Genomic DNA, 25,735 nt, shown 5'->3' with positions numbered 1-25,735 from the left:
CGGCCCGGCGGGCGGGAGTTCAGCCCTGCTGCTGCCAGGTCGGCTGCTGCTGGTAGCCGTACTGGTCGTACTGCGGCTGCTGGGGGATGCCCTGCTGCTGCGGGTAGGGCTGGTGCTGCTGGTCGGCCTGCTGCTGCCACTGCTGCTGCGCCTGCTGGGCCTGGTCGTAGCCGTACTGGTCGGGCTGCTGCTGGTAACCGCCGTACGCGTCCACCTGCGGCTGCTGCTGGTAGCCCGCGTACGGCTCCGGCTGCTGCTGGTAGGTGCCGTAGCCCTGGTCGTAGGCGAAGGCCGGCTGCTGCTGGGCCTGCCACTGCTGCTGGCCGTTCGCGTCCCAGCCGGGCTGCTGCTGCGAGGTGTCGTAGCCGGCCTGGTAGGCCTCGGCGTACGGGTCGGGCTGGGCCTGCGGCACGGGCTGCTGCTGCTGCTCGTAGTAGCCGGGGGTGTAGACGCCGTCGGCGGCGATCTCCTGCATCTCGAAGGCGGCGGTCTGCTCGACGGCCGGGACGTCCTCGGCCACCGGGGCCGGCGCCGGGCTCTCCTCGACCGCGCTGACCGTGCCGATCCGGTCGGCCGCCACCGCGGTGGCCACCACCGCGCCACCGGTCAGCGCGCCCAGCAGGGGCACCCTGGCCAGCGGGCCGGGCAGTCCGCCGTCGGCCCGGCGCAGTGACCAGCCGGCCGCGTAGCCGCGTTTCACGGAGAGGGTGACGAGGGTCTGGCCGACCGCGAAGAGGGCCGCGCCCGCGCCGATCAGCGGGACCGACCCGGCCGCCATCCCGGCCGGCACGCCGAGGAAGCCGGTCAGGGCGAGGGCGCGCCAGTGCACCGGCGCGCGGTTCTGCAGCAGCAGCTCGGCCAGCAGCCAGAGCGCCACGACCGCCAACGCGCCGTACAGCAGCAGGTATCCGATGCCCATCCGCCCGCTACCTCCAGTCGCGTGCCCGCGCGCGCCGCGCGTGTTCGGCGACTGTACCGGTTGAACGGTCCGGGTACCGCATCGCGTTCCCGGCCGGAACGGCGGGCCCGGCCGGCCGGGAACGGCGGCCCGCTCAGCGCTGGTGCAGGCCGAGGTTCTGGTAGATCTCCAGCGTCGCGGTCGAGTGGTTGAGCGTGATGAAGTGCAGCCCGGGGGCGCCCTCCGCCAGCAGCCGCTCGGACATCGCGGTGGCGTGCTCCATGCCGATCGCGCGCAGCGCGGCCGGGTCGTCGATCGCGGCGCGCAGCCGCTCCTCCAGGTCGGGCGGGAAGGCCGAGCCGCTCAGCTGGGGGAAGCGCTCCAGCTGCTTGGCGTTGGTGACCGGCATGATCTCCGGGATGATCGGCGCCTCGCAGCCCGCGGCCGCGACCCGGTCGCGCAGCCGCAGGTAGTCGTCGACCTCGAAGAACATCTGGGTGATCGCGTAGTCGGCCCCGGAGCGGATCTTCGCCACGAAGTGCCGGATGTCCTCGTCCCAGTCGGTCGAGCGCGGGTGCATGTTCGGCGAGGCCGCGACGCCCACGCAGAAGTCGCCGATCCCCTTGATCAGCTCCACCAGCTCGTAGGCGTAGGTCACACCGTCCGGGTGGCTGACCCACTCGCCCGTCGGGTCGCCGGGCGGGTCGCCGCGCACCGCGAGGACGTTGCGCACGCCCTGGTCGGCGTACTGGCCGATGATGTTGCGCAGCTCGGCGACCGAGTGGTCCACCGCGGTCAGGTGGGCCACCGGGGTGAGGGTGGTCTCGGTGGCGATCCGCCCGACCATGTTGACCGTGCGCTCGCGCGAGGAGCCGCCGGCTCCGTACGTCATGCAGACGAAGTTGGGGTCGAGCGGTTCGAGGCGGCGGATGGCGTCCCAGAGGCGCTGCTCACCGACCTCGGTCCGCGGGGGCATGAACTCGAAGGAGAAGGACCGCTTGCCGGCCGCCAGAAGCTCGCGGACCGTCGAAGCGCGGTCTGTTCTGGTGGAAGCGATGCCGAGTGCCATGGGGGCAGGTTAACCGTCGGCCGAAGGACACGGACAACCCGGTTCCAGGTATTGAGACAACTGGTGGACGACCGTCCGCTTTCCGTCCGAACGGGTGCACGGCCCTGCCCGACGGCCGTTCGCGGCCGTCCGGCTAGGCTTGCCGGACCCCCAGCGAACCCTCCGGAGCCTCATCGTGACCTCGTCCAGCAACCGGCCGGCCAACCCGATCGACGTGGAGGACGTGCGCGAGCGCGTCAACGCCGCGCTCGCCGGGTTCATGGACGGCCAGTCGGCCCTGCTCGGGAAGATCTCCCCGCAGCTGGCGCCCGCCGTCGAGGCCCTGCGCGACTTCCTGCTGGACGGCGGCAAGCGGCTGCGCCCGGCGTTCTGCTACTGGGGCTGGCGCGGCGCCGGCGGCCCGGCCGCCGGCGAGGCCATCGCGCACGCCGCGGCCGCCCTGGAGCTGCTGCAGGCCAGCGCGCTGGTCCACGACGACCTGATGGACCGCAGCGACACCCGGCGCGGCCTGCCCTCCGTGCACCGCCGCTTCGAGGCGCTGCACCGCGCGAGCGGCTGGCGGGGCGACCGCGAGCAGTTCGGCGCCTCGGCGGCGGTGCTCCTCGGCGACCTGCTGCTGATCTGGTGCGACGAGCTGTTCCTGCGCTCGGGCCTGGACCCGGCCGCGGTGCTGGCCGCCAAGCCGGTGTTCGACCTGATGCGCACCGAGGTCATGGTCGGCCAGTACCTGGACGTCCTGGAGCCGGTCGCCGGGGACTCCACCGACGAGGGCGCGCTGGACCGGGCACAGACCGTGCTGCACTACAAGTCGGCCAAGTACACGATCGAGCGGCCGCTGCAGGTCGGCGCACTGCTGGCGGGCGCCGGGCCGGAGCTGGTCGAGGCGTACGGCGCGTTCGGCCTGCCGCTGGGCGAGGCCTTCCAGCTCCGTGACGACCTGCTCGGCGTCTTCGGGGACCCGGCGGTCACCGGCAAGCCGGCCGGGGACGACCTGCGCGAGGGCAAGCGGACGCTGCTGGTCGCGCACGCCATGCGGAGGCTGCCCGCCGCCGACGCCCGCCACCTGGACGACCGGCTCGGCGCGCCGGACCTGGCGCCCGAGGAGGTGTCCCGGCTGCGCGAGCTGGTCGGGCGCAGCGGCGCGCCCGAGCTGGTGGAGCGGCGGATCGAGGAGCTGATGCGGCAGTCGCTGGCCGCGCTGGAGGCGGCCCCGCTGGCCGACCGGCGGGCCCGCGAGGTGCTGCTGGCGCTGGCCGAGGCCGCCACCGTCCGCAAGTACTGAGCCGGGTGTCCGAAAAACGGGCACCCGGACGTACCGGGAACGGCGGCAGCCGTCCGGGTCAGACCGCGCGCAGCCGCCGGGCGAACGCGGCGGCCGCCGCCCGCGGGTCGTCCGCGGCGGTGATCGCGCGGACCACCACGACCCGGCTCGCCCCGGCCGCCAGCACCTCGTCCAGGTTGCCGAGGTCGATGCCGCCGATCGCGAACCACGGCCGGTCGGTGCTCTGCTTCGCCGCGTACGAGACCAGGCCGAGGCCGGGCGCGTGGCGGCCCGGCTTGGTCGGGGTGGGCCAGACCGGGCCGGTGCAGAAGTAGTCGACGCCGGGCTCGACGACCGCCGCGTCCACCTCGGACTCGGCGTGGCAGGACCGGCCGATCAGTACGTCCTCGCCGAGGATCGCCCGGGCGGCGGGCACCGGCAGGTCGTCCTGCCCGAGGTGCAGCACGTCGGGCCGGGCCGCGTGCGCGACGTCGGCGCGGTCGTTGACGGCGAGCAGCTTGCCGTGGCGGCGGCAGGCGTCGGCGAAGACCTCCAGGGCCGCCAGTTCCTGCTTGGCCTCCAGGCCCTTGTCGCGGAGCTGGACGATGTCCACCCCGCCGCCCAGCGCCGCGTCCAGGAACGCGGCGAGGTCGCCCTGCTCGCGGCGGGCGTCGGTGCAGAGGTAGAGCCGGGCGTCGGCGAGGCGCCGGCGCGGTGTGTCCGCCGCCATCAGATCAGCATCGCCTGGGCGCGGCGCTTCACCTCGGTGCCGCGGTTCTCCTGCAGCGCCTGGATCGGGCTGCCGGGCAGCGACGGGTCCTCGGTGAAGAGCCACTCCAGGATCTCCGCGTCGTTGTACCCGCAGTCGCGCAGCACCGTCAGGGTGCCGGACAGGTGCTTGACCAGGCCCGGGCCGTCGATGAAGGCGGCCGGCACCTGGAGCGACCTGTTCGGGCCGCGGCGGACGGCGATCAGCCCGCCGTTCTTGACCAGGTCGCGCACCTCGGTGACCCGGACCCCCCACTGCTCCGAGATGTCGGGCAGGTACATCCAGTCGGTGACCAGGGATTCAATCTTGCTTTCGATCTCACTCACGTCACCAGACTGCCACCTCCGGGGCCCGCCGCGCACCAACCGGCCCCGCGGACTACCCCGCGACGGCCGACTTCAGGGCCACCGCCGGGTCCGCCGCGCGCACCGGATCGAGCACCGCGGCGCGCTCGGCCAGCCGGCGGCCCTGGGTGAGATCGCGCGGGCGGTCCACCGTCAGCAGGGCCCGCAGCACGCCGTCCCGCAGCCAGAGCACCGCCCAGGACGGGTCCTGCGGGGAGCCGCGCCAGAGCAGTTCGTCACCCTCGCCGTGCCGCCCGGCGTACTGCACCGTCCGGCCGAACTGCTCCGACCAGAAGTACGGCACCGGGTCGTACGCCACCTCCGCGCCGAGCACGGCGGCGGCCGCCGCCGCACCGGACCGCAGCGCGTGGTCCCAGTGCTGGACGGTCAACCGGGCGCCGGCGCGGGCCGACGGGTAGCTCACGCAGTCACCGGCCGCGTGGACGCCGGGCAGCGTGGTGCGCAGCCGCTCGTCGACCAGGATCGCGCCGGCGGCGTCCAGCGCGACCCCGGAGCCGGCCAGCCAGCCGGTCGCCGGGCGGGCGCCGATGCCGACCACCACCTCGTCGGCGGGCAGGTGCGAGCCGTCCGCCAGCAGCACCGCGCCGGGCTCGACCGCCGCGACGCCCACCCCGCAGCGCAGCTCCACCCCGGCCTCGGCGTACCAGGCCGCCATCGCCCGGCCGATCACGGCCGGCAGCGCGCCGGGCACGGGCGCCGGGCCCGCCTCGACGACGGTGACCTCGCAGCCGGCCGCCCGGGCGGCGGTGGCCACCTCGGCGCCGATCCAGCCCGCGCCCACCAGGACCAGGCGCAGGCCGGGCCGGAGCAGGGCGCGCAGCGCCAGCGCGTCGTCCAGGGTGTGCAGCAGGTGGGCGCGTTCGGCGCCGGGCAGGGCGCGCGGGGCGGCGCCGGTGGCGATCACCAGGGCGTCGTACGGCAGGTCGCCGCCGTCGGTGCGCAGCACGCCGGGGGTGAGGCCGGTGGCGCGGCGGCCGGTGAGCAGTTCGACGCCGAGCTGCGCGAGGTCGAGGTCGAGCGGGGTGGCGTCGGCCTTGCCGAGCAGCACCTCCTTGGAGAGCGGCGGCCGGTCGTACGGGGTGTGCGGCTCCTCGCCGACCACCACGATCCGCCCCCGCCAGCCGCCCTGCCGCAGGCCCGCGGCGCAGTGCGCCCCGGCCAGCCCGGCCCCCACCACGACCACCTGATCCGTCCCGCTCAGCTCTGCCACGCCCGTCACTGTACTGGCGGGCGCCCGGGGCACCAGAGGGCCTCGGGCGCCCCGCGTCCGCCCCTCGTACGCGCCTTCGGTGGCGGCGACCCCCGGAGTTATGGTGGGGGCACCATCACGGGAGCCCGGCGGACCGGGCTGAGAGGCGGGCTTGCACGGCCTGCGACCGTCCGAACCTGATCCGGGTCATACCGGCGAAGGGAGAGCAGCGACTTTGACACGCTTGGCAGCAGGTACACATGCCCACGTGCTGGTCGTCGGCGGCGGCATCATCGGCCTCGCCGTCGCCTGGCGGGCAGCCCGGCGCGGACTGACGGACATCGCGGTGGTCGACCCCGACCCGGGCGGCGGGGCCGCCCGGGTGGCCGCGGGCATGCTGGCCCCCGTCACCGAACTCCAGTACGGCGAGGAGCCGTTGCTGCGCCTCGGGATGGCCTCCAACGAGCGGTACGCGGCCTTCGCCGACGAGCTCACCGAGGCCTCCGGCGGCCGGGACACCGGCTACCGCCGGTGCGGCACCGTCGCTGTCGCCCTCGACTCCGACGACCGCGAGGAGCTGCGCGAGCTGCACGCCTTCCACGGGCGGCTCGGCCTCGACTCGCAGTGGCTGACCGGCCGGGAGGCCCGCAAGCTGGAGCCGATGCTCGCCCCCGGCGTCCGCGGCGGCCTGCACGTCACCGACGACCACCAGGTGGACGGCCGCCGGCTGGCCGCGGCGCTGGTCCTCGCCTGCGAGCGGGCCGACGTGCGGCTGCACCGCACCGAGGCCACCGAGCTGCTGGTCGAGGGCGACCGGGCCGTCGGCGTCCGGCTGGGCACCGGGGAGACCCTGACCGCCGACCGGGTCGTGCTCGCCGCCGGCTCCCGCAGCCATCTGCTGCCCGGCCTGCCCGCCGGTGTGCTGCCGGCGATCCGCCCGGTGAAGGGCCAGATCCTGCGGCTGCGGATCCCGCCGGCCTACCGGCCGTTCCTCTCCCGCAACGTCCGCGCGGTGGTCCGCGGCCAGCACCTCTACCTGGTGCCTCGCGAGGACGGCGAGCTGGTGATCGGCGCCACCAGCGAGGAGCAGGGCTACGACACCACCGTCACCGCCGGCGGGGTGTACGAGCTGCTGCGCGACGCCCACGAGCTGGTCCCCGGCATCACCGAGCTGCCGCTGGTGGAGACCTCCGCCGGGCTGCGGCCGGGCTCGCCGGACAACGCGCCGCTGCTCGGGCCGACCGCCCTGCCCGGCCTGGTCGCCGCCACCGGCCACTACCGCAACGGCGTGCTGCTCACCCCGGTGACGGCCGACCTGCTCGCCGAGTACCTGGTCACCGGCACGACGCCCGCGCTCGCCGAGCCGTTCTCCCCCACCCGCTTCACCACGAAGGTCCCCGCATGAGCGAGATCGAACTCACCGTCAACGGCGAGCCCCGCCGGGTGCCCGCCGCCACCACCCTGGCCGAGGTGGTGACCACCCTCAGCCGGGCCAACTCCGGCGTCGCCGCCGCCCTCAACGAGGCCGTGGTGCCGCGCGGCTCGTGGCCGCTGACGCGGCTGGCCGCAGGCGACCGGGTCGAGATCCTCACCGCCGTCCAGGGAGGCTGACCATGGCCGACGACGTGTTCACCATCGCCGGGACGGCCTTCGGCTCACGCCTGATCATGGGCACCGGCGGCGCCCCCAGCCTGGACGTCCTGGAACAGGCGCTGCGGGTCTCCGGCACCGAGCTGACCACCGTGGCGATGCGCCGGGTCGACGCCACCACCCAGGGCTCCGTCCTGGACGTGCTGACCCGCAACGGCATCCGCGTGCTGCCCAACACCGCCGGCTGCTTCACCGCCGGCGAGGCCGTGCTGACGGCCCGGCTGGCCCGTGAGGCGCTCGGCACCGACTGGGTGAAGCTGGAGGTGATCGCCGACGAGCGGACCCTGCTGCCCGACCCGATCGAGCTGCTGGACGCGGCCGAGACGCTGGTCGACGACGGCTTCACCGTCCTGCCCTACACCAACGACGACCCGGTGCTGGCCCGGAAGCTGGAGGACGTCGGCTGTGCGGCGATCATGCCGCTGGGCTCGCCGATCGGCTCCGGCCTGGGCATCCGCAACCCGCACAACTTCCAGCTGATCGTGGAGAGCGCGACCGTCCCGGTGATCCTGGACGCGGGCGCCGGCACCGCCTCGGACGTGGCCCTGGCGATGGAGCTGGGCTGCGCCGCGGTGATGCTCGCCTCGGCGGTGACCCGGGCCCAGGAGCCGGTGCTGATGGCCGACGCGATGCGGCACGCCGTGGAGGCCGGCCGGCTCGCCCACCGGGCGGGCCGGATCCCGCGCCGCTTCCACGCCGAGGCCTCCTCGGCGATGGCCGGCCGGGCCGCGCTGGACACCCGCGAGCGCCCGGCGTTCTAGGCGGTGTCACAAGCCGGGCACAGAGCGCCCCGGGAGCGGTGTCTCCCGGGGCCGGTGCCGGGCGCCCCCACTACACTCGCCGGGTGGACATGGCACTGGACGACCCGCTGATCGGTACCCTGCTCGACGGCCGGTACCGGGTCGAGCAGCGCATCGCGGCCGGCGGGATGTCCACCGTCTACCGGGGCACCGACACCCGGCTCGACCGGGTCGTGGCGGTCAAGGTGATGCACCCCTCGCTCGCCGGCGACGAGGACTTCACCGGCCGGTTCATCCGCGAGGCCAAGGCGGTCGCCCGGCTCGCGCACCCCAACGTCGTCAACGTCTTCGACCAGGGCGCGGACGGCGCCCACGTGTTCCTCGCGATGGAGTACGTGCCCGGCCGGACCTTGCGGGACCTGCTCCGCGACCGGGGCGCGCTCTCCATCCGGGCCGCCCTGGACGTCCTGGAGCCGGTGCTCGCCGCGCTCGGCGCCGCCCACCGGGCCGGTCTCGTCCACCGCGACGTCAAGCCCGAGAACGTGCTGATCACCGACGGCGGCCTGGTGAAGGTCGCCGACTTCGGCCTGGTCCGGCTGCTGAACGCCGCCGACGGCGCGGCGAGCTCCGGCACCGCGACCACCGGCACCGTCCTCGGCACCGTCTCCTACCTGGCCCCCGAACAGATCCGCCCCGGCGCCGGGACCGACCAGCGGGTGGACGTCTACGCCGCCGGCATCCTGCTCTACGAGCTGCTCACCGGCCACCGTCCGCACACCGGCGAGAACCCCGTCCAGGTCATGTACCGCCACCTGCACGAGGACGTCCCGGCGCCCTCGCTGACCGTGCCGGGCGTCGGACCCGAGCTGGACGCGATAGTCGCCGCGGCCTGCGCGCGCGACCCGCGGGACCGCCCGTACGACGCGGTCGAGCTGCTGGCCGCCCTGCAACGGGTCCGCCGCGCGCTCACCCCCGCCCAGCTCGACGCCGAGCCCCCGGCCTCCACCCGGCCCAGCCCGCGGTACCCCACCAACGAGCCGACCTCGGTGATCCGGCCGGCCGTGGTCGCGCCCCCGGTCGAGCGCACCAGCGTGCTGGACGTGCCGCCGGAGGTGATGGAGCAGCTGCTCACCGAACCGCGCCCGTACGACGAGCCCGCGCCGGTGCGCACCCGGCGCCGCCCCGGTCCGTGGCGCCGGCTCCCGCGCAAGCCGCTGATCTGGACCTCCGTCCTGGCCGCGCTGGTGCTGCTGGTCGGCGGCACCACGTACGCGCTCTCCGGCGCGCTGTACACGACGGTGCCGGGCGTGATCGGCAAGGACCGCGGCGAGGCGCAGCGGATCCTCGACGGCGCCGGGATGCACGGGCGGTTCACCGAGGTGTACAGCGAGAGCGTCCCGGCCGGTCAGGTGATCTCCACCGACCCCGGCGTCGGGGCGCGGGCGCGCAAGAGCGACGCGGTCGGGGTCACCGTCTCCCGGGGGCCGAAGCGGATCGCCGTGCCCGAGCTGGTCGGCCGGCCCGCCGAGCAGGCCGCCGCCGCCCTGAGCGGCGTCCAGCTGGCGCGCGGCGGCGTCACCGAGACGTACAACGACACCGTGCCGGAGGGCTCGGTGATCAGCAGCTCGCCGGTGGCCGGCCAGCAGGTGCCGGAGAACACCCCGGTCTCGCTGGTGGTCAGCAAGGGCATGGTGGCCGTCCCGGACGTCACCGGGATGTCCAAGGACGACGCCGCCAAGGCACTGCAGGCCGCCGGGTTCGCCATGCAGAGCAGCGGGGTCAACCTGTTCGGCACCGGCAAGGTCTCCAGCCAGTCCCCGGCCCCGGGCGAGCGCCGCCCGCAGCGCACCGTGGTCACGGTCAACTTCCCGTTCATCTAAGGATTTTGCCCAGCCTTGGGGTCACGCGACGTAGCGTGGAACCAGGCCTGCCCGGCCCCGCCTGCCACGGCCAGGAGGGCTGCGGCGCCGGGACCTCCGGACGGGGCTGCGCGGCGGCCGGTACCCGAGGATGTGGTCGTCATGGGCGGACCCGCCGTCGACGGCTTGAGGGAGCGTGTACGGGGCGCGGTGATCACGCCCGCCGACGAGGGCTACGAGCAGGCCCGCCGGGTCTACAACGGCACGGTGGACCGCCGGCCGGCGGCGGTCGTCCGGGTGGCCAACGCCGGGGACGTGATGGCCGCCGTCGACTTCGCCCGGGAGAGCGGCCTGGAGCTCGCGGTGCGCGGCGGCGCCCACAGCGCGCCCGGCTACGGGACCTGCGACGGCGGCCTGGTGATCGACTTCTCCGACCGGCACGGCGTCCGGATCGACCCGGTGGGCCGGACGGCGCGCTGCGAGGGCGGCGTCACCTGGGGCGACCTCAACGACGCCGGGTACGCCTTCGGGCTCGGGGTGACCGGCGGGATCATCTCCACCACCGGCATCGCCGGGCTGACCCTCAACGGCGGCTTCGGCCACCTCGCCCGGGGGCTGGGGCTGAGCTGCGACAACCTGGTCTCGGCCGATGTGGTCACCGCGGACGGGCGGTTCCGGACGGTGAGCGAGGAGCAGGAGCCGGACCTCCTCTGGGCGCTGCGCGGCGGTGGCGGCAACTTCGGCGTGGTGACGTCCTTCGAGTACCGGCTGAGCCCGGTCAAGGACGTGGTCGCCGGGCCGTTCGTCTACGAGCTGGAGCACGCGGCCGAGGTGCTGCGGTTCTACCGCGAGTACGTCCGGGAGGCCCCCGAGGAGCTGGGCATCTTCCCCGGCTTCCACGTCGCGCCGCCGCTGCCGTTCCTCCCCGAGGACCGGGTCGGCGACTCCTTCATCCTGCTGGTGCCGTGCTGGTCCGGGCCGCCGGAGCGGGCCGAGGCGGTGCTGGCCCCGCTGCGGGACGCCGCGCCGTTGGTCGCCGAGGGCGTGGACACGGTGCCGTACCCGGCCTTCGCCGCCGCCTTCGACCCGCTGCTGCCGCCCGGCCTGCGGCAGTACTGGAAGGGCGCCTTCGCGACCGAGCTGACGGACGCGGCGATCGCCGCGCACACCGAGCACGGCCCGCGGGTGCCGACGGTCCACTCGGCGGTGCACATCTACCCGATCAACGGCGCCTGCCACCGGGTGCCCGCCGACGCGACGGCCTTCGCGCACCGGGAGGCGACCTTCGCCACCGTGATCCTCGCGGCCTGGACCGACCCGGCCGACGACGCGGCCGACACCGCCTGGGTGCGCGGCTACTACGACGCGCTCGCCCCGCACTCCGACGAGGGCGGCTACATCGGCTTCATGGACCACGACGACCAGCACCGGATCGAGGCCAACTACCGGGGCAACTACGCCCGTCTGACCGAACTGAAGCGGCGGTACGACCCGGGCAACCTGTTCCGGCTGAACCAGAACATCCGGCCCTGAGGGGCCGCTACCGCAGCGGCCCGTCGCCCGGCTCCTCCTGGTAGGAGTAGCGCTGCTCCCGCCAGGGGTCGGCCAGGTTGTGGTACCCGCGCTCCTCCCAGAAGCCGCGCCGGTCCGCCCGCATGTACTCCACCGCCCGCACCCACTTGGGCCCCTTCCAGGCGTAGAGGTGCGGGACCACCAGCCGGACGGGGAAGCCGTGCTCGGCGGTGAGCGGCTCGCCGTTGCGGTGGGTGGCGAAGAGCGCCCCGGGGTCGGCGAAGTCGGCCAGCCGGAGGTTGGCGCTGTAGCCGTACTCGGCCCAGACCATCACATGGGTGACACCGGGCGCCGGAGGCACCCGGGCCAGCACTTCGGAGGCCGACACGCCGGTCCACTCGCTGCCGAGCACGGAGAACTTGGTCACGCAGTGGAAGTCGGCGCGGACGGTCGCCCGGGGCAGGTCGTTGAAGCCGGCGAAGTCCCAGCGGTGCTTCGCCGCCGAGGCGGTGGCGCCGAACACCTGGAAATCCCAGGTCAGCGGCTTGAAGCGGGGCACGGGGCCGTAGTGCAGGGCGGGCCAGCCGCGTTGCGTCCGCTGGCCCGGCGGGAGTCTCGGGTCAGACGGCGGAGGTGGTTCTTGCTCGGACTGACCCATGGCTCCATGGTGACAGACGGCGGACAACGCCTGGCGCGCGCCCCTTTCGGGTGCCGTGCGCCCCGCCCGTACGGCCCATTGGGCCACCAAATCGGATATTCCGACACATGTCCTAGTGAGTGTGAACTTACTGGAATTCGGCCCCGGCGCGGTGCCAGGATGCGTGCAGCCGGAGGGTACGGCCGTGAGTCCCGGACGCGAAGCAGGAAGGCACCGCCATGAAGGGCGACACCGAGGTCATCGAATTCCTCAACGAGCAGCTCACCGCCGAGCTGACCGCCATCAACCAGTACTTCCTGCACGCGAAGATGCAGGAGAACAACGGCTGGACGAAGCTCGCCAAGTACACCCGGCACGAGTCCTTCGACGAGATGAAGCACGCCGAGGTGCTCACCGACCGGATCCTCTTCCTGGACGGGCTGCCCAACTACCAGCGGCTCTTCCACGTCCGGATCGGCCAGACCGTCAAGGAGATGTTCGAGGCGGACCGCCAGGTCGAGGTCGAGGCGATCGACCGGCTGAAGCGCGGGATCGTGGTCATGCGGGCCAAGAACGACGTCACCTCGGCGAACATCTTCGAGGACATCCTGGCCGACGAGGAGCACCACATCGACTACCTCGACACCCAGCTGGAACTGCTGGAGAAGCTCGGGGAGGCGCTCTACCTCGCCCAGCTGATCGAGCAGCCGGAGTCCTGAACCCCCGGCCGTACCCTCAGGCCGCGCGCAGCGGCCGGGCCGGCAGGACGGCCGGCGCCTGGGCCCCGTCCCGCGGTTCGGCCTCCTGCTCGTCGGCCAGCCCCAGCTTGGCCGCCAGCCGGGCGGTCGGGCAGGGCCGTGCGCCGTGCTCACCGAGCAGCGCCTGGATCCGTCGGACGCAGGAGCCGCAGTCGGTACCGGCCTTGCAGCCCCGGGCTATCTGGCGCGGGGTGTTGGCACCCGCGTCGATCTCCTTCTTCACCTGGGCCTCGGTGACCGCATGGCACATGCACACGTACATCGCGGTCTCTCCCTGCGAAGGCGACTGGCTCGAAATCGATCTTGACTAAGGCATGCCTTAGTTCACTAAGCCTCACCTTACCCGGGGATCCGGGCATGAAAAAGCCCCTCCGGGTTCGGAAATCCCGAATCCGGAGGGGCTTTCGTCACATCGGGGCCGGCCGCAGGGCCCGCCCGGGGGCGACGGCTCAGTTGCCGCCGCGGTACATCTCGGCCACCAGGAAGGCCAGGTCCAGCGACTGGCTGCGGTTGAGCCGCGGGTCGCAGGCCGTCTCGTAGCGCTGGTGCAGGTCGTCCACCAGGACCTCGTCGCCGCCGCCGACGCACTCGGTGACGTCGTCGCCGGTCAGCTCCACGTGGATGCCGCCCGGGTGGGTGCCGAGGCCGCGGTGCACCTCGAAGAAGCCCTTGACCTCGTCGAGCACGTCGTCGAAGCGGCGGGTCTTGTGGCCGCTGGAGGCCTCGAAGGTGTTGCCGTGCATCGGGTCGCAGATCCAGACCGGCTGGGCGCCGGAGGCGGTGACCTTCTCCACCAGGGTGGGCAGGTGCTCGCGGATCTTGCCCGCGCCCATCCGGGTGATGAAGGTGAGCCGGCCGGGCTCGCGCTCCGGGTCCAGCTTCTCGATCAGGGTGAGCGCCTCGTCGACCGAGGTGGTCGGGCCGAGCTTCACCCCGATCGGGTTGCGGATCCTGGACGCGAACTCGATGTGCGCGTGGTCCAGCTGGCGGGTGCGCTCGCCGATCCAGACCATGTGGCCGGAGACGTCGTACAGCTCGCCGGTCCGCGAGTCCACGCGGGTCAGCGCGGTCTCGTAGTCGAGGATCAGCGCCTCGTGCGAGGAGTAGAACTCGACGGTCTTGAACTCCTCCGGCGCCACGCCGCAGGCGTTCATGAACGCCAGCGCGTTGTCGATCTCGCGGGCGAGCTGCTCGTAGCGCTGGCCGGCCGGCGAGTTGCGCACGAAGTCCTGGTTCCAGGCGTGCACCTGGCGCAGGTCGGCGTACCCGCCGGTGGTGAAGGCGCGGACCAGGTTGAGCGTCGCGGCGGAGGCGTTGTACATCCGCTTCAGGCGCTCCGGGTCCGGGTTCCGGGACTCGGGAGTGAAGTCGAAGCCGTTCACCGAGTCGCCCCGGTAGACCGGCAGCGTCACGCCGTCGCGGGTCTCGGTCGACTTGGAGCGCGGCTTGGAGTACTGGCCGGCGATCCGGCCGACCTTCACCACGGGGACGGAGGCGGCGTACGTCAGCACGGCCGCCATCTGCAGCAGGGTCTTCAGCTTGTTCCGGATGTGCTCGGCCGAGACACCGTCGAAGGCCTCGGCGCAGTCACCGCCCTGCAGGAGGAACGCCTCACCACGCGCCACGGCACCGAGCCGGGCGCGCAGCTGGTCGCACTCGCCCGCGAAGACGAGCGGCGGATAGGAGGCGAGCTCCGCAAGGGTCTTGCGCAGAGCCTCGTGGTCCGGCCATTCAGGCTGCTGCGCCGCGGGCAGGGACTGCCAGGGGTGGGGATTCGTCACGGTCACACGGCAAGGCTACGGGGTGGGACAACCGAATTGTGACCGCCGCTCGCTGGGTGAGACACCAGGTGGACAATCGTGTGAGGCGGCTCACGACGCCCGCCGGATCCGCTACGCTCGACGCATGAACGCGCCGCACACCTTTTCCTGGTGGTGGGCCGACCCCTCGGGTGGCCCACCGATCGCGCGTTCCTAGACGAACACGACGGCCGCCCCTCGGGGCGGCCGTCGGCGTTTCGGCGCAGACGGCCCTCCCGGGAGCGGAACCCCGAACCACCGCACCCGCCCTCCCGGAAGGAAGCCGCACCGTGAACCTCGCAGCCGACCTGCTCGCCCGCCTCACCGGCCCCGACGCCCCGGCGTTCGCCCTGCTGCACCGCCGCGCCCCCCGGCTCGCGCCGGACACCGTCGAGGTCCTGCTGGGCACCGTCGACAGCTACGAACGGCTGGCCGACCTGCCGGTCCGCGCGGGCGTCCCGGCCGACGGCCCGGTGCACGACCTGCTCGCCCTCGTCCCGTTCCGGCAGATCCGCGAGCGCGGCTTCGAGGCCGTCGACGACGCCACCCCGCTGCAGGCGCTCTCGGTCACCGAGCAGTACGCCCTCCCGCTGGCCGAGCTGCTCCCGGCGCTCCCCCGGCGGCGGGTCGCCCTGACCGGCGGCGCGTTCGACATCGACGACCAGGAGTACGCCGGGATCGTCCGCCGGGTGATCGCGGACGAGATCGGCCGGGGCGAGGGCGCCAACTTCGTCATCCGGCGGGACTTCACCGCCACCCTGGAGGACTACTCCCCCGCGCTCGCGCTGACGCTCTTCCGCCGGCTGCTCGAACAGGAGCGCGGCGCCTACTGGACCTTCCTGGTGCACACCGGGGAGCGGGTCCTGGTCGGCGCCTCCCCCGAGGTGCACGTCCGCCAGAGCGGCGGCACGGTCGTGATGAACCCGATCTCCGGCACCTACCGCTATCCGGCGGGCGGCTCCGACATCGACTCGCTGCTCGCCTTCCTCCGCGACCCCAAGGAGCTGGAGGAGCTGACCATGGTGGTCGACGAGGAACTCAAGATGATGTGCACCGTCGGCGACCTCGGCGGCCAGGTGCTCGGCCCCCGGCTCAAGGAGATGTCCCACCTCGCGCACACCGAGTACGAGCTGCGCGGGCGCACCTCGCTGGACGTCCGCGAGGTGCTGAAGGAGACCATGTTCGCCGCCACCGTCACCGGCAGCCCGGTCCAGAACGCCACCCGGGTGATCAGCCGGTACGAGCGCGGCGGGCGCGGCTACTACGCCGGCGCGCTCGCCCTGATCGGCCGCTCGGCCAGCGGGGGCCAGCAGATGGACTCCCCGATCTGCATCCGCACCGCCGACGTCGACCCGGCCACCGGTCGGCTGGTCGTCCGGGTCGGCGCGACCCTGGTCCGCCACTCCGACCCGGACTCCGAGGTCGCCGAGACCCACGCCAAGGCCGCCGGGGTGCTCACCGCGATCGGCGCCCGCCCGGCCCCCGCCCGGCTCCCCAACCCGTCCGGCCCGCGGCTCGCCGAGGACCACCGGGTCCAGGCCGCGCTGGACGCCCGGCGGGCCGACCTCGCGCCGTTCTGGCTCCGGATGCAGGAGCCGGCCCCGGTCACCCGGAGCGAGGAGACCCTGGTGGTGGACGGCGAGGACACCTTCACCTCGATGCTCGCCCACCTGCTGACCTCGCTCGGCCACCGGGTCACCGTGGCGCGCTTCGACGAAGCCGGCCTGCGCGAGCGGGTCGCCGCCCACCCCGGCCCGCTGGTGCTCGGCCCCGGCCCGGGCGACCCGGCCGCCGCCGACGACCCCAAGATGGCCGTCCTGCGCCCGATCGTCGCCGACGCGCTGGCCGCCGTCCGCTCCGGTGCCCGCACCGCGCCGCTGCTCGCCGTCTGCCTGAGCCACCAGCTGCTCGCGGAGCGGCTCGGACTGCCGCTGGCCCGCAAGGCCGTGCCCCACCAGGGCGCCCAGGAGACGGTCGAACTCTTCGGCGCCCGGCACACGGTGGGCTTCTACAACACCTTCACCGCGCGCTGCTCGGACCAGGACGCCGCCCGGCTCGCCGCCGAGGGCGTCGAGGTCTCCCGGGACCGGCTGACCGGCGACGTCCACGCGCTGCGCGGCGCCGGGTTCGCCGGGCTGCAGTTCCACCCGGAGTCGGTGCTCACCCGGGACGGCGTCGGGATCGTCGCCGGGCTGCTGCGGTCGGCCGCCGCCGTCCACGGCTGAGACCCCGGGCGGGGTGCGCGCGTTCGTCCGGCGCGCCCCCGCCCCGGGGCGTCAGGCCTCGTCGTCCAGGCCCTGCTGGATCGCGTACCGGACCAGCTCGACCCGGTTGTGCAGCTGGAGCTTGCCGAGGGTGTTCTGGACGTGGTTCTGCACCGTGCGGTGGGAGAGCACCAGCCGGTCGGCGATCTGCCGGTACGACAGGCCCTTCGCGACCAGCCGCAGGACCTCGGTCTCCCGGGCCGTCAGCTGCGGCGCGGCGGGGGCCGTCGGGGCGGCCGGCTCGGCGGCCAGCCGGCGGAACTCGCCGAGCACCAGCCCGGCCAGGCCCGGGGTGAAGACCGCGTCGCCGACGGCGGTGCGGCGCACCGCGTCCAGCAGCTCGTCACGGCCGGCCGACTTCACCAGGTAGCCGGTCGCCCCGGACTTCACCGCCTCCAGCACGTCCGCGTGCTCACCGCTGGCGGAGAGCACCAGGACGCGCACCGAGGGATCCTGGGCGACCACCTGGCGGCAGGCCTCGGCGCCGGACAGGCCGGGCAGGTTGAGGTCCAGCACCACCACCTGCGGGGCGCAGGCGCGGGCCCGGCGGACGGCCTCCTCGCCGTCCCCGGCGGTGGCCACCACGTCCAGCCCCGCCTCGGCGAGGTCGCGCGACACGGCGTCGCGCCACATCGGGTGGTCGTCCACGACCATCACCCGCACCGGCGGCCGGTCGGTCATCGGCTGGTCAGCCATCGGAACCCCTCCTCGGGACGCGCAGTTCGACCTCGACGCCCTCCCCGGGCACCGAGTACAGCTCGGCCGTACCGCCGAGGTCCAGCAGCCGGCCGCGGATCGACTGGGAGACGCCCAGCCGGCCGGCCTGTTCCGCCTCACCGAGCCGCCCGGCCGCGAAGCCCGGACCGTCGTCGCGGACGCTGACCGTGACGGCCTCCGGCTCGTCCTCCAGCAGGATCCAGGCGTGCGCCCCGGGCCCGGCGTGCCGGCGGACGTTGTCGACCGCGGCGCCCACGGCCGCCGCCAGCTCGCCGGCCGCCGGGCCGGGCAGCAGCACCGGGGTGCCGGGGGCGGAGAGGGTGATCCGCTCGTCCGTGTAGGGGCCGAGCAGGGTGCGCAGGTCCTGCGGCTCCAGCGGCGCGCGCTGCGCGGGCAGCGGTCCGCCGCTCATCAGGGCCCGCAGCGCGCGCTCCTGCTCGCCGGCCAGCCGGCCGAGTTCGGCGAAGTCCGCGCCCCGGCCGGGGCCCTGCTCGCCGCCCCGGCGCTGGACCAGGGCGAGCACCTGGAGCACCCCGTCGTGGATGTCGCGGGAGAGCCGCTCGCGCTCCCGGTTCGCGGCCTCGACCTGGAGCGCCCGGGTCAGCGTCGCCTCGCTGGCGCGGGCCAGTTCGATCACGTAGCCGATCGCGCAGCCGGCCACCATCAGCAGCACGATGTTGTGGATGTTGTCGCCGGTCGGACCGCCGTGGCCGAGGATGTTCGCCACCCCGATCACCGATCCGGCCGCCGCCGCCCAGCGCCAGCCGCCCCGGCCCGCGAAGCCCAGGACGGTGCCGGCCGCCCAGATGGTGGGCAGCGTGGGCGCGCCGTGGGCGATCCGGGCCGGGTCGTCGGTCATCCCGCTCATCACGATGCCGGTGACGACCAGGGTGAGGTCGGTGCCGAGCACGTACCAGGTGCAGCGCAGCGGCCCGGCGAAGGCGCGGGTGCTGGCGAGCGTCCAGAGCGTCAGCGCGCCGAGGTAGATCCAGCCGGCGACGGGGTGCAGGAACTCCAGGTACGAGTCGAGGTAGCGCAGCACCGCGTAGCAGAGCGCCAGCACCCGGAAGAACGAGATGGCCCGCCAGAGCGGCAGTTCGACGGACATGCCGCCGGCCGCCACCGCCGCGCCGACCGCTCCGGGTCTGTTCCCGTCCGACATCTCCGTGCCCCTCCCCCTGCGGGCGGACTCCGGCCTCCCGGCCTAGGCCGACCCGCTCTCCTTCTGCTCCTGCTCGGCGGCCTTCTGCGCCTTCTCCGCCTCCGCCTTCTCGGCCTTGGCGGCGGCCTGCTCGGCCTTCTGGACGGCCTTGCGCTCGGCGTCGGCACGCTTCTTGTCGTCGGCGATCTGCCGCTTGGCGGCGGTCGCGTAGACGTCCACGTACTCCTGGCCGGAGAGCCGCATGATCTCGTACATCACCTCGTCCGTCACCGAACGGAGGATGAAGCGGTCGTTCTCCATGCCGTGGTAGCGGGAGAAGTCCAGCGGCCGGCCGATCCGGATGCCCGGACGGATGCCGAAGTTGGGGACGACCTGGCCGGGCGGCTGCACCTTCTCGGTGTCGATCATCGCGACCGGGATCACCGGCGCGCCGGTGGCCAGCGCGACGCGGGCCAGGCCGCCGACCTTGCCGCGGTACAGCTTGCCGTCGGGCGAACGGGTGCCCTCCGGGTAGACGCCGAACAGCTCGCCGCGGTCCAGCACGGCGATCGCGCTGCGGATCGCCGCCTCGCCCGCGCCGCGCACGCCGGAGCGGTCCACCGGCAGCTGGCCGACGCCCTTGAAGAAGGCGGCCGTCAGCTTGCCCTTCAGGCCCGGCGTGTTGAAGTACTCCGCCTTGGCGATGAAGGTCACCCGACGCCTGATCAGCGCGGGGAAGAAGAAGGAGTCCGAGAAGGAGAGGTGGTTGCTCGCGATGATCGCGGCACCCTCGGCGGGGATGTTCTCCTCACCCTCGATCCACGGCCGGAAGAAGATCCGTAGCAGTGGCGCGACGATCATCTTCATCAGTCGGTAGAACAACGCCGGGCCTCCTGTTATGCGGACCGGTCGATCCTAATGCCCCGCGGCCACCGCCCGCGCCCCGCCCCGCCCCGCCGGGGTGTCCGGCAGGGGTGTACGACGCGTGCGGGCGCGTGGGACGATGCGGTTTCCGCAGCCCGCCGTTCCGCCCTCCCCCGTCCCAACGCGCCGCCGCCCGCGAAGGAGCCCGTCATGCCGCTGCTGCCCGGTGCCGAACCGTACCGCCACCGGGGCGGGCCGGTGGGCGTACTGCTCTGCCACGGGTTCACCGGCTCGCCGCAGTCGCTGCGCCCGTGGGCCGAGGAGCTGGCGGCGGCCGGGTACACCGTCTCGCTGCCGCTGCTGCCCGGCCACGGCAGCCGCTGGCAGGACATGCAGGTGACCCGCTGGGAGGACTGGTACGCGGAGGTCGAGCGGGAGTTGCTGGCGCTGGCCGCCGAGTGCGAGCGGGTCTTCGTCCTCGGGCTGTCGATGGGCGGCGGGCTGGCGCTGCGGCTGGCCGCGCTGCACGGCCCGGTGGTCTCCGGACTGGTGCTGGTCAACCCGTCGGTGCGTTCCGACAACCCCGCGAGTGTGCTGCTTCCGGTGCTGCGCCACGTGGTGCCGAGCCTGCCCGGGATCGCCAACGACATCGCCCGCCCGGGCTCCGTCGAGGTCGGCTACGACCGGACGCCGCTGCACGCCGCCTGGTCGCTGGCCCGGCTCTGGAAGGACGTGCAGCGCCGGCTGCCGCAGGTGACCCAGCCGGTCCTGCTCTTCCACAGCCCGCAGGACCACGTGGTCTCGGCGGCCAACTCGGAACTGGTGCTGGCCCGGATATCCTCGACCGACGTGACGGAGCGGTTGTGCCAGCGCAGCTACCACGTCGCGACGCTGGACCACGACGCGGCGGAAATATTCGCGGCCGGCCAGGACTTCATCCGACGGCTGGCTCCCGCGCACGCGGCGGGCGTCACCCGGATCGAATCCGACGATCACCAAGGCTGAAGGGCCGGAAGTGCACGAGAGCAGCACGGCGGGCGGCGGGGACGAGGCGCCCCGCGAGGACGCGGAGAACACCGAGGCGGACGCCTCGAAGGCCGAGGCCGCCAAGGCCGACGGCGTGAGGACCGAGGCCGCCAAGACCGAGGCCGCCAAGACCGAGAGCGCGAAGACCGACGGCGTGAAGACCGAGGGCGCCTCGGGTGAGGCCGCCCCGGCGCCCGAAGCGCCCCGGGTGCGGCGCGCGCCCGAACGCAGCCAGGCCGAGCAGGACGAGATCTTCGCCGCGCTGGTCGCCCAGTTCGACGACCCCGTCGACCTCAACAACCCGGACTGGCCGGAGGTCGAGGACCTCCGGGCGCGCGGCGAGCTCAAGGGCGGGTTCAAGGAGGGCACCGACCCGGACGACCTCGCCGACCTGGCACCGCAGCCGCGGCCCCGCTCCACCCGCCCGGTGATGCCGGCCGCCGGATCGGGCCCGCGCGACTTCGAGCTGACCGAGGAGGCGGACGAGGGCCACTTCGTCCCGCCGGAGCCGCCGCCGCTGCCCGCCGCCGACGTCACCGCCAAGTTCGCCTGGCTCGCCGTGCTCGGCGGGCCGGCCCTGCTGCTGTTCGACGCGGTGGTCTGGCGCGAGGTGTCCGGCTGGCCGGCCTGGGTCGGCGTGACCGCCTTCCTCGGTGGCTTCGTCACCCTGGTGGTCCGGATGAAGGAGCGCGACGAGGACGAGCCGGAGGACCCGCACGGCGGCGCCGTCGTGTAGGGCCGGCGCACCGGCGGCCCTACACGGGCCGAGCCGGTCACCCCGGCCCGGCCACGGAGTTCAGCCGGCCGGGAGCTCCAGGACGGCGAGCAGCGGCAGATGGTCGGTGGCGGCCCGCAGATCGCCCTCGGTGACACCGGGCAGGCCGTGCGGCACCCCGCACGCGAGCACCCGGACGCCGGGGGTCGCGAAGACGGCGTCGATCCGCTGGTAGGGGTTCTCCGGGACGGACGTGAAGGTGCCGCCCCAGGGCGCCGCGAGATGGCCGTCCTGCAGCCGGCCGGCCAGCAGCTGCCAGCCGGCGCCGTCCGGGTGTTCGTTGAAGTCCCCCGCCACCACGCCGAGTTCGGTGATCTTCAGCTGGTCCAGCAGCAGCTCGAACTGGCCGCGGCGCTCCTCGGCGTCCAGGCTCAGGTGGCAACTGGTGACGCCGAACGGCGCCGAGCCGGCGATCCGGACCAGCGCGCTCGCGAAGCCGCGCGCGTGCAGCCCGCGGGTCTTGGGCAGCAGCCGGTCGTGGACGGCGAGCAGCTCCACGCCCGGGCCGCCGAGCAGTAGCGGCCCCGCGGCGATCCGGCCGCCGCCGGCCAGCACCTCGGTGCCGGTCGCCCGCGCCAGCCAGGCCGCCTGGCCCCGCGGGCGCCAGTATCGCGGCGACTCCTGAACGCAGACCACGTCCGGTTCACACGCCCGGATCACCCGAACGAGGGCGTGCCGGTCGTCGCGGAGCGAGCGGATGTTGTAGCTGAGCAGCCGCAGCCGCCGCGGCCCGGGCGGCGGCAGGTCGGTCGGTCCGGTGGTCAAGGCGGTCCTCCCCTTTCGTCCGGTGTCGACCGTACGACAGGGGCCGGGCGGCCGGGGCGGAACACGACGGCGGCGGCGCGGCCGGGCCACGAGGCTCCGGTCGCGCCGCCGCCGTCGGCGGGTGCGGGGTGGGTGGGTCAGACGGTGCGGGCGAGGTCCGCCGCGCCGGCGATGCCGGAGGCGGAGCCCATCGAGGCGAGCACCACCTCGGCGCGCGGGCGGTGCACCCCGCCGGTCAGGTAGTGCTCGAAGGCCTTGGCGACCGGGTCGAGCAGCAGCCGGCCGGAGTCGGAGACCCCGCCGCCCAGCACGAAGACCGCCGGGTCGAAGAGCGCGGCGAGGTCGGCCATGCCGCGGCCCAGCCAGTCGGCCAGCTCGTTGTAGCAGTCCAGGGCGAGCGGGTCGCCCGCCTCGGCCGCCTCGGTGATGTGGATGCCGCGGATGGTCTCGGCGACGCCGTCGTTCAGCTCCAGCATCCGCCGGCCGCGCACGGGGTCGGCGGCGGCCATCTCCCGGCCGTAGCGGCGCAGCGCCCGGCCCGAGCCGTACTGCTCCCAGCAGCCCTTGCCGCCGCAGCCGCAGGGCAGGCCGTCGGGGACCATGTTGAGGTGGCCGATCTCGCCGGCCACGCCGAACCGGCCGCGGTGCAGCCGGCCGTCCAGGACGATCCCGCCGCCGATGCCGGTGCCGACGGTGATCAGCACCATGTCCGAGTACTCGGCGGCGGCGCCGAAGCGGAACTCCGCCCAGGCGGCGCAGTTGGCGTCGTTCTCGACCACGGTGTCCAGGCCGGTGAGCTCCTCGATCCGGCCGCGCAGCGGCTCGTCCTCCCAGTCGATGTTGGGGGCGAAGATCACCGTGGAGCGGTCGCGGTCGACGAAGCCGGGGGCTCCGACGCCGGCCGCGACCACGTCGGGGTACTGCTCCTTGAGCTCGCGCACGGCCTGCGCGATGGCGTCGACCGCCCACTGCGGGTCGGCCGGGGTGGGCACCCTGGTCCGGGCCAGGATCTCGCCCGCCTCGTTGACCACGCCTGCCGCGATCTTGGTCCCGCCGACGTCGACGCCGATGGTCAGAGCCATGTGTCCCTCAGCTATTCACTCGTTCCCGCTGGACGGAACGGTACCGTCCAACCCTGCCCCCGTACACACCGTCGCCTACATTAACCGAAGACAATTCACGACCAAGCTCGCCGAGCAGCTTCAAAAGTCGTACATTCCGCCCCGCTCCGTCACAGCAAGGGTCCGCACGGTCACTTCCCGGGAGTCCGGGCTTCACTGCTTGTCGGACGGCCCGTCAGGTGTGTCGAGGTCGATCCGCTCGCTGCGCGCGGCGTCCCCGGCGGTCCAGCGGTGCTCGTGGCCGGCCACGGCGGCCCGGTAGGCGGCCATCAGCTCCCCGCCGGCGGCGGCCAGGCCGGTGCCGGCCGCGGACAGGTGGCCGTACACCTCGGGCTGCTTCTCGCGCAGGCGCTCGGCGAGGCCGGCCAGCGAGATCAGGGTGTCGGCGCTCGCCTCCTGGGCCTTCTGGCCGACGACGGACGCGAACCGGCGCACCTCGTCCACCAGCGGGCCCAGCTCCGGGCCGAACGGGTGCTCGGCGGCCTGCTCGGTGCGGTCGTCGGCAGTGGTCATCGCGGGCGTCTCCTCAGCTCCGGCCGCGCCTGCGGCCCCTGGCCCCGACGCTACCGGACGGGCCCGACCGCCCCGACGGCCCGCCATCGGGGCCGGCGCACGGTCACCGGGCGGCGCGGAGGGCGAACCGGCGCACGGCCACCGGGCGGCGCGGGAGGCCCGGTCGCGTCCGCGCGGGGTGCTCAGCCGCGCGGCCAGAGCGCCGGATCGGGCGCGAAGCGGACGGCGAGCGCCCCGTCGTGCAGGCCCGCGCCCGCCACCGTGCAGCGGCGCAGCGCCGAGGGCAGCGTGAGCACCCGCCGGTGGGCACCGAGGCCGACCACGAGTTCGTCGCCGCGCCGCACCAGGTCCAGGTCGGCCCGCTCGGCACCGGGCAGCGCGAGGTGCCAGACCAGCAGTCCGTCCTCGGCCAGCCGGTCCTCGACGCTCCACGGTTTCGGGTCGAGCGGGGCCGGGCCGGCGCCCGCGCCGTAGAGGCGGTCCGCGACGGCCTCCAGGGTGACCTCGGTGAACCCGGTGACCAGCACCGGGACGTCGCTCGCGGCGGTCAGCGCGGCCAGCTCCTCCTGCCGGCGCCGGGCCAGCCCGGCCAGCCAGGGGTCGGCCGAGTCGGCGGCGGCGTCCGGCAGCGCGCCGTGCACCACCACGGCGTCCGGCCGGTGGCCGTGCAGGGCCAGCCCGGCCCGGATCCGGCGCAGCTCCCCGTACGGGTGGGCGTCGGCGGCGGTGACCAGGCGGACGCTGGTGCCGGGGGCGGCGAGCGCCGCACGGGCCTCGGCGAGCGCGGCGGCCGCCTTGGTCCGGCCCTCGTAGAGCCAGTCGGCGGGCATCGGCACCCCGGCCAGGCCGGCCAGCAGCGGGCGCAGCGCCCGGGCGGCCTGCCGCTGCTCGGGCACCAGCCGGGCCAGGTAGCGCTCCAGCTGCTCGGGCAGCGCGAGCGCGGCGATCAGCTCGGCGGGCGGCGGGGCGAGCACCACCAGGACGTCGGCCTCGGCGGCGGGCAGGGCCCGGAGCAGGGCGAGCCGGGCGGTGCCGGGGAGGGCGGTGAGCTCCTCGGGGTCGAGCGGGTCGGCGCCGAGCAGGTCGAGCGCGGGCTTGATCCGGCCGCCGATCTCGCCGAGGGCGTGCCGGAACGCGGCCTGCTCGTCGATCCTGGCCACGGTCAGGCAGGGGGCGTACGGGGCCGGTTCGGGCTCCAGCCGGGCGCCGAGGACGGCGTCCAGGGTGCGGTGCGGGTCGTCGGCGGCCAGCAGCAGGGTGCGCCGCCCCTGCCGGGCGGCGTGCAGGGCGGTGGCGGCGGCCACCGTGGGCGCCGCCGCGTCGCCGCTGACCAGGATGGTGCGTGTCGCCGTCATGCCGTCCAGCCCCGCTTTCCCGGCGTCAGCCCTCGACGCGCTTCTTCAGTCCGGCCAGCGCCCGGTCGATGATGACCTTCTCGGCCTTGCGCTTGATCATCCCGAGCATCGGGATCTTGACGTCGACGGCCAGCTGGTAGGTGACCTCGGTCCGGCCGCCGTCCAGCGGGGCGAGCGAGTAGGAACCGTCCAGCGAACGGAGCATCTGGCTGCGCACCAGCGTCCAGCCGACCTCGCGGTCGCCGTCCCAGGTGTAGGCCAGCACGTGCTCGTCGCGGATGGCGCCGGCGTCGAGCAGCAGGCGCACCTGGGCGGCGCGGCCGTTCTCGGCGGTCTCCAGCACCTCGACCTCCTTGACCTCGCCGGTCCAGGCCGGGTAGGCGGCGAAGTCGGCGATCACGGCCATGACCTTCGCCGGGGTCGCGTCGATGGTGATGCTCGACCTGGTGTGCTCCGCCATGGGTATGGCCCTCCGCGTCGTCCCTTGCTGCCGGCCCGGCCGAGCCTGCTCGGTCGGGTGCGCCCGGAGCAGGCTATCGCGCCCGGCGATCCCTCAGGTCCGGGGCTCGGAGGGTGCGCGGCCCCGGGCTCGGGGGCGCTCGCAGGCTACCCGCCGGTCACGTCCGGGCTGCCGTAGGGTGCCATTCGAACGACCCGGTCACGGCCTGGTCGGACCGGGTAAAGGTGT

At 74.3% G+C, this 25,735-nt stretch carries 26 protein-coding genes and 1 riboswitch; of the genes, 10 read left to right on the top strand and 16 right to left on the bottom strand.

From position 1 onward, the window contains the following. Nucleotides 1-19: 19 nt before the first annotated feature. Together ABT263_RS03630 and metF are read right to left on the bottom strand one after the other, a co-directional pair. Nucleotides 20-919, bottom strand: a complete 900-nt coding sequence (locus ABT263_RS03630; protein ID WP_352287097.1) for a hypothetical protein — start codon at nt 917-919, stop codon at nt 20-22. A gap of 133 nt (nt 920-1,052) precedes the next feature. After that, nucleotides 1,053-1,967, bottom strand: coding sequence for a methylenetetrahydrofolate reductase [NAD(P)H] (metF, locus tag ABT263_RS03625; protein ID WP_329487272.1), 915 nt, complete (start codon nt 1,965-1,967; stop codon nt 1,053-1,055). Nucleotides 1,968-2,142: 175 nt separating this feature from the next. On the opposite strand from metF, the gene ABT263_RS03620 reads away from it, so the two are divergent. Then, the gene (locus ABT263_RS03620) at nt 2,143-3,249 is read left to right on the top strand and encodes a polyprenyl synthetase family protein (protein WP_352287095.1); all 1,107 of its coding nucleotides are present in this window, start codon (nt 2,143-2,145) and stop codon (nt 3,247-3,249) included. A gap of 58 nt (nt 3,250-3,307) precedes the next feature. On the opposite strand, the gene thiE is transcribed toward ABT263_RS03620, so the two are convergent. The 3 genes from thiE to ABT263_RS03605 are packed head-to-tail and all read right to left on the bottom strand — an operon-like array spanning nt 3,308 to nt 5,581. Then, nucleotides 3,308-3,958: a thiamine phosphate synthase gene (thiE, locus tag ABT263_RS03615; protein ID WP_352287093.1), complete on the bottom strand. Its 651-nt coding sequence runs from the start codon at nt 3,956-3,958 to the stop codon at nt 3,308-3,310. Beyond that, nucleotides 3,958-4,323 carry an Rv2175c family DNA-binding protein gene (locus ABT263_RS03610; protein WP_329487275.1) on the bottom strand — a complete coding sequence of 122 codons (366 nt, stop codon included), beginning with the start codon at nt 4,321-4,323 and terminating at the stop codon, nt 3,958-3,960. Before ABT263_RS03610 ends, thiE begins: the two co-directional genes overlap by 1 nt. A gap of 52 nt (nt 4,324-4,375) precedes the next feature. Then, entirely contained in the window at nt 4,376-5,581 is a 1,206-nt protein-coding gene (locus ABT263_RS03605) for an NAD(P)/FAD-dependent oxidoreductase (RefSeq protein WP_352287091.1), read from the bottom strand. 98 nt (nt 5,582-5,679) lie between these two features. After that, a riboswitch (TPP riboswitch) is annotated at nt 5,680-5,792 on the top strand. A gap of 3 nt (nt 5,793-5,795) precedes the next feature. On the opposite strand from ABT263_RS03605, the gene thiO reads away from it, so the two are divergent. The 5 genes from thiO to ABT263_RS03580 all read left to right on the top strand — a co-directional run bounded on the left by thiO (nt 5,796) and on the right by ABT263_RS03580 (nt 11,333). Then, nucleotides 5,796-6,956: a glycine oxidase ThiO gene (gene thiO / locus ABT263_RS03600; RefSeq protein WP_352287089.1), complete on the top strand. Its 1,161-nt coding sequence runs from the start codon at nt 5,796-5,798 to the stop codon at nt 6,954-6,956. Further along, nucleotides 6,953-7,162 carry a sulfur carrier protein ThiS gene (gene thiS, locus ABT263_RS03595; RefSeq protein ID WP_329487278.1) on the top strand — a complete coding sequence of 70 codons (210 nt, stop codon included), beginning with the start codon at nt 6,953-6,955 and terminating at the stop codon, nt 7,160-7,162. The genes thiO and thiS overlap by 4 nt, the downstream gene beginning before the upstream one ends. A 2-nt stretch (nt 7,163-7,164) precedes the next feature. Further along, nucleotides 7,165-7,962, top strand: coding sequence for a thiazole synthase (locus ABT263_RS03590; protein ID WP_352287088.1), 798 nt, complete (start codon nt 7,165-7,167; stop codon nt 7,960-7,962). Between the two features lie 89 nt (nt 7,963-8,051). Beyond that, nucleotides 8,052-9,821, top strand: a complete 1,770-nt coding sequence (gene pknB / locus ABT263_RS03585) for a Stk1 family PASTA domain-containing Ser/Thr kinase (RefSeq protein ID WP_352287243.1) — start codon at nt 8,052-8,054, stop codon at nt 9,819-9,821. A gap of 141 nt (nt 9,822-9,962) precedes the next feature. Then, entirely contained in the window at nt 9,963-11,333 is a 1,371-nt protein-coding gene (locus ABT263_RS03580) for an FAD-binding oxidoreductase (protein WP_352287086.1), read from the top strand. A gap of 7 nt (nt 11,334-11,340) precedes the next feature. Here ABT263_RS03580 and ABT263_RS03575 read toward each other — a convergent pair whose 3' ends face one another. Continuing rightward, nucleotides 11,341-11,970 carry a molybdopterin-dependent oxidoreductase gene (locus tag ABT263_RS03575; protein WP_352287084.1) on the bottom strand — a complete coding sequence of 210 codons (630 nt, stop codon included), beginning with the start codon at nt 11,968-11,970 and terminating at the stop codon, nt 11,341-11,343. A 218-nt stretch (nt 11,971-12,188) separates the two neighbouring features. On the opposite strand from ABT263_RS03575, the gene bfr reads away from it, so the two are divergent. Continuing rightward, nucleotides 12,189-12,668 (top strand): bacterioferritin, encoded by a 480-nt coding sequence (gene bfr / locus ABT263_RS03570; protein WP_329487282.1) that lies wholly within the window; start codon nt 12,189-12,191, stop codon nt 12,666-12,668. A 16-nt stretch (nt 12,669-12,684) separates the two neighbouring features. Here the strand turns inward: bfr and ABT263_RS03565 are convergent, their stop codons facing one another. Together ABT263_RS03565 and ABT263_RS03560 are read right to left on the bottom strand one after the other, a co-directional pair. Continuing rightward, on the bottom strand, nt 12,685-12,969 hold the full coding sequence (locus tag ABT263_RS03565) for a (2Fe-2S)-binding protein (RefSeq protein WP_352287082.1): 285 nt from the start codon (nt 12,967-12,969) through the stop codon (nt 12,685-12,687). Nucleotides 12,970-13,156: 187 nt separating this feature from the next. Continuing rightward, complete coding sequence (locus ABT263_RS03560; protein WP_329487284.1) at nt 13,157-14,494, bottom strand: class II 3-deoxy-7-phosphoheptulonate synthase; 1,338 nt, start codon at nt 14,492-14,494, stop codon at nt 13,157-13,159. Nucleotides 14,495-14,796: 302 nt separating this feature from the next. On the opposite strand from ABT263_RS03560, the gene ABT263_RS03555 reads away from it, so the two are divergent. Further along, nucleotides 14,797-16,731 carry an anthranilate synthase family protein gene (locus ABT263_RS03555; RefSeq protein WP_352287080.1) on the top strand — a complete coding sequence of 645 codons (1,935 nt, stop codon included), beginning with the start codon at nt 14,797-14,799 and terminating at the stop codon, nt 16,729-16,731. 51 nt (nt 16,732-16,782) lie between these two features. Here ABT263_RS03555 and ABT263_RS03550 read toward each other — a convergent pair whose 3' ends face one another. The 3 genes from ABT263_RS03550 to ABT263_RS03540 are packed head-to-tail and all read right to left on the bottom strand — an operon-like array spanning nt 16,783 to nt 19,510. Further along, the gene (locus ABT263_RS03550; RefSeq protein WP_396486880.1) at nt 16,783-17,466 is read right to left on the bottom strand and encodes a response regulator; all 684 of its coding nucleotides are present in this window, start codon (nt 17,464-17,466) and stop codon (nt 16,783-16,785) included. Then, a complete protein-coding gene (gene macS / locus ABT263_RS03545; protein WP_329487286.1) occupies nt 17,459-18,649 on the bottom strand; it encodes a MacS family sensor histidine kinase in 1,191 nt (396 codons plus the stop codon). Before macS ends, ABT263_RS03550 begins: the two co-directional genes overlap by 8 nt. Nucleotides 18,650-18,691: 42 nt before the next feature. Then, nucleotides 18,692-19,510, bottom strand: a complete 819-nt coding sequence (locus ABT263_RS03540; protein WP_329487287.1) for a lysophospholipid acyltransferase family protein — start codon at nt 19,508-19,510, stop codon at nt 18,692-18,694. Between the two features lie 192 nt (nt 19,511-19,702). On the opposite strand from ABT263_RS03540, the gene ABT263_RS03535 reads away from it, so the two are divergent. Next, on the top strand, nt 19,703-20,497 hold the full coding sequence (locus ABT263_RS03535) for an alpha/beta hydrolase (protein ID WP_352287078.1): 795 nt from the start codon (nt 19,703-19,705) through the stop codon (nt 20,495-20,497). Between the two features lie 10 nt (nt 20,498-20,507). Next, the gene (locus tag ABT263_RS03530) at nt 20,508-21,254 is read left to right on the top strand and encodes a hypothetical protein (protein ID WP_352287076.1); all 747 of its coding nucleotides are present in this window, start codon (nt 20,508-20,510) and stop codon (nt 21,252-21,254) included. A gap of 60 nt (nt 21,255-21,314) precedes the next feature. On the opposite strand, the gene ABT263_RS03525 is transcribed toward ABT263_RS03530, so the two are convergent. From ABT263_RS03525 to ABT263_RS03505, 5 genes are all read right to left on the bottom strand, one after another. After that, the gene (locus ABT263_RS03525; protein WP_352287074.1) at nt 21,315-22,058 is read right to left on the bottom strand and encodes an endonuclease/exonuclease/phosphatase family protein; all 744 of its coding nucleotides are present in this window, start codon (nt 22,056-22,058) and stop codon (nt 21,315-21,317) included. A 137-nt stretch (nt 22,059-22,195) separates the two neighbouring features. After that, nucleotides 22,196-23,140: an ROK family glucokinase gene (locus ABT263_RS03520; protein ID WP_329487291.1), complete on the bottom strand. Its 945-nt coding sequence runs from the start codon at nt 23,138-23,140 to the stop codon at nt 22,196-22,198. 192 nt (nt 23,141-23,332) lie between these two features. Continuing rightward, nucleotides 23,333-23,692, bottom strand: coding sequence for a DUF5304 family protein (locus ABT263_RS03515; RefSeq protein WP_329487292.1), 360 nt, complete (start codon nt 23,690-23,692; stop codon nt 23,333-23,335). Nucleotides 23,693-23,874: 182 nt separating this feature from the next. Then, nucleotides 23,875-25,047 carry an ArsA family ATPase gene (locus ABT263_RS03510; protein WP_352287071.1) on the bottom strand — a complete coding sequence of 391 codons (1,173 nt, stop codon included), beginning with the start codon at nt 25,045-25,047 and terminating at the stop codon, nt 23,875-23,877. Nucleotides 25,048-25,072: 25 nt separating this feature from the next. Then, entirely contained in the window at nt 25,073-25,507 is a 435-nt protein-coding gene (locus ABT263_RS03505; protein ID WP_329487294.1) for an SRPBCC family protein, read from the bottom strand. Nucleotides 25,508-25,735: the final 228 nt, after the last annotated feature.

The organism is Kitasatospora sp. NPDC001603 (genome assembly GCF_040298365.1).
Classification (GTDB): Bacteria; Actinomycetota; Actinomycetes; order Streptomycetales; family Streptomycetaceae; genus Kitasatospora.
Note: the sequence above shows the minus strand (reverse complement) of the source record. Positions and strands in the feature narration are given on the sequence as shown.

Excerpts from the sequence above, each read along its gene's own strand:
- ABT263_RS03510 (WP_352287071.1), bottom strand. The coding sequence starts at position 25,047 with ATGACGGCGACACGCACCATCCTGGTCAGCGGCGACGCGGCGGCGCCC.
- macS (WP_329487286.1), bottom strand. The coding sequence starts at position 18,649 with ATGTCGGACGGGAACAGACCCGGAGCGGTCGGCGCGGCGGTGGCGGCC.
- thiE (WP_352287093.1), bottom strand. The coding sequence starts at position 3,958 with ATGGCGGCGGACACACCGCGCCGGCGCCTCGCCGACGCCCGGCTCTAC.
- ABT263_RS03575 (WP_352287084.1), bottom strand. The coding sequence starts at position 11,970 with ATGGGTCAGTCCGAGCAAGAACCACCTCCGCCGTCTGACCCGAGACTC.
- metF (WP_329487272.1), bottom strand. The coding sequence starts at position 1,967 with ATGGCACTCGGCATCGCTTCCACCAGAACAGACCGCGCTTCGACGGTC.
- ABT263_RS03590 (WP_352287088.1), top strand. The coding sequence starts at position 7,165 with ATGGCCGACGACGTGTTCACCATCGCCGGGACGGCCTTCGGCTCACGC.
- ABT263_RS03630 (WP_352287097.1), bottom strand. The coding sequence starts at position 919 with ATGGGCATCGGATACCTGCTGCTGTACGGCGCGTTGGCGGTCGTGGCG.
- thiS (WP_329487278.1), top strand. The coding sequence starts at position 6,953 with ATGAGCGAGATCGAACTCACCGTCAACGGCGAGCCCCGCCGGGTGCCC.
- ABT263_RS03565 (WP_352287082.1), bottom strand. The coding sequence starts at position 12,969 with ATGTACGTGTGCATGTGCCATGCGGTCACCGAGGCCCAGGTGAAGAAG.
- ABT263_RS03580 (WP_352287086.1), top strand. The coding sequence starts at position 9,963 with ATGGGCGGACCCGCCGTCGACGGCTTGAGGGAGCGTGTACGGGGCGCG.
- ABT263_RS03515 (WP_329487292.1), bottom strand. The coding sequence starts at position 23,692 with ATGACCACTGCCGACGACCGCACCGAGCAGGCCGCCGAGCACCCGTTC.
- ABT263_RS03505 (WP_329487294.1), bottom strand. The coding sequence starts at position 25,507 with ATGGCGGAGCACACCAGGTCGAGCATCACCATCGACGCGACCCCGGCG.
- ABT263_RS03520 (WP_329487291.1), bottom strand. The coding sequence starts at position 23,140 with ATGGCTCTGACCATCGGCGTCGACGTCGGCGGGACCAAGATCGCGGCA.
- bfr (WP_329487282.1), top strand. The coding sequence starts at position 12,189 with ATGAAGGGCGACACCGAGGTCATCGAATTCCTCAACGAGCAGCTCACC.
- ABT263_RS03550 (WP_396486880.1), bottom strand. The coding sequence starts at position 17,466 with ATGGCTGACCAGCCGATGACCGACCGGCCGCCGGTGCGGGTGATGGTC.
- pknB (WP_352287243.1), top strand. The coding sequence starts at position 8,052 with ATGGCACTGGACGACCCGCTGATCGGTACCCTGCTCGACGGCCGGTAC.
- ABT263_RS03535 (WP_352287078.1), top strand. The coding sequence starts at position 19,703 with ATGCCGCTGCTGCCCGGTGCCGAACCGTACCGCCACCGGGGCGGGCCG.